This window comes from Halomonas sp. BM-2019, assembly GCF_017584085.1.
This window is the reverse complement of the sequence record NZ_CP071922.1, coordinates 4,105,642-4,106,587: the sequence shown is the minus strand read 5'-3', so window position 1 is coordinate 4,106,587 and position 946 is coordinate 4,105,642. Positions and strand designations below refer to the sequence as shown.

Genomic DNA, 946 nt, shown 5'->3' with positions numbered 1-946 from the left:
GCTATTGCTAAACATAAATTTGCCCGCCTTTCTCCGCAGAAGGGTCGTCTGGTTGCAGACCAAATTCGTGGTCAATCAGTTGCAAAAGCGCTCGAGACTCTGGAATACAGCCAGAAGAAAGCAGCGACTCTGATCAAGAAAGTTCTTGAATCAGCGATTGCAAATGCTGAGCACAACGAAGGTGCCGACATTGATGAGTTGAAAGTTTCAGCCATCATGGTCGACGAAGGTCCAACGATGAAGCGGATCAAGCCTCGTGCGAAAGGTCGTGCGGATCGTATCTTGAAGCGCACCAGCCACATTACTGTGGTTGTATCGGATAGCTAGGAGATAAGTTATGGGTCAGAAAGTACATCCTAATGGTATTCGCCTAGGTATCACCAAGCCATACAATGCTACCTGGTTCGCGGAGTCCAAGGATTTTGCTGATAACCTTCACAGTGATCATCAGGTACGTGTGTTCCTGAAAGACGCTCTGAAAGGTGCATCAGTTTCACGTATCGTTATCGAGCGTCCTGCGAAGAGTGTTCGTGTGACTATTCACACTGCACGCCCTGGCGTGGTCATCGGTAAAAAAGGCGAAGATGTTGAGAAGCTGCGTCAGCAGGTATCTAAACTGACTGGTGTTCCAGCGCAGATTAATATCTCTGAAGTGCGCAAGCCTGAGCTTGATGCTCAGCTAGTTGCTGAAAACATCGCGGGTCAGCTTGAGCGTCGTGTAATGTTCCGTCGTGCTATGAAGCGCGCAGTACAGAACGCAATGCGTTTAGGCGCCAAAGGTATCAAGGTTGAGGTTAGCGGTCGTCTTGGTGGTGCTGAAATCGCACGTACCGAGTGGTATCGCGAAGGTCGTGTTCCATTGCACACACTGCGTGCGGACATCGATTACGCAACTGCAGAAGCTGGCACCACTTACGGTATCATTGGCGTAAAAGTTTGGGTTTTC

The 946-nt window shown here is 49.5% G+C and carries 3 protein-coding genes (1 of these 3 cut by a window edge); all 3 read left to right on the top strand.

What is annotated here, in order from left to right:
- Positions 1-133: the end of a 30S ribosomal protein S19 gene (gene rpsS, locus J5F18_RS20420; RefSeq protein WP_346300315.1), read on the top strand. 188 nt of this gene lie to the left of the window's left edge; the window shows 133 of its 321 coding nt (coding positions 189-321); the start codon falls outside the window, past its left edge; it ends in the stop codon at positions 131-133.
- The gene (gene rplV / locus J5F18_RS20415; RefSeq protein WP_346302278.1) at positions 49-327 is read left to right on the top strand and encodes a 50S ribosomal protein L22; all 279 of its coding nucleotides are present in this window, start codon (positions 49-51) and stop codon (positions 325-327) included. The genes rpsS and rplV overlap by 85 nt, the downstream gene beginning before the upstream one ends.
- 10 nt (positions 328-337) lie before the next feature.
- Positions 338-946 (top strand): 30S ribosomal protein S3 (rpsC, locus tag J5F18_RS20410; protein WP_346300314.1); only part of this gene is annotated, 609 nt, incomplete at its 3' end.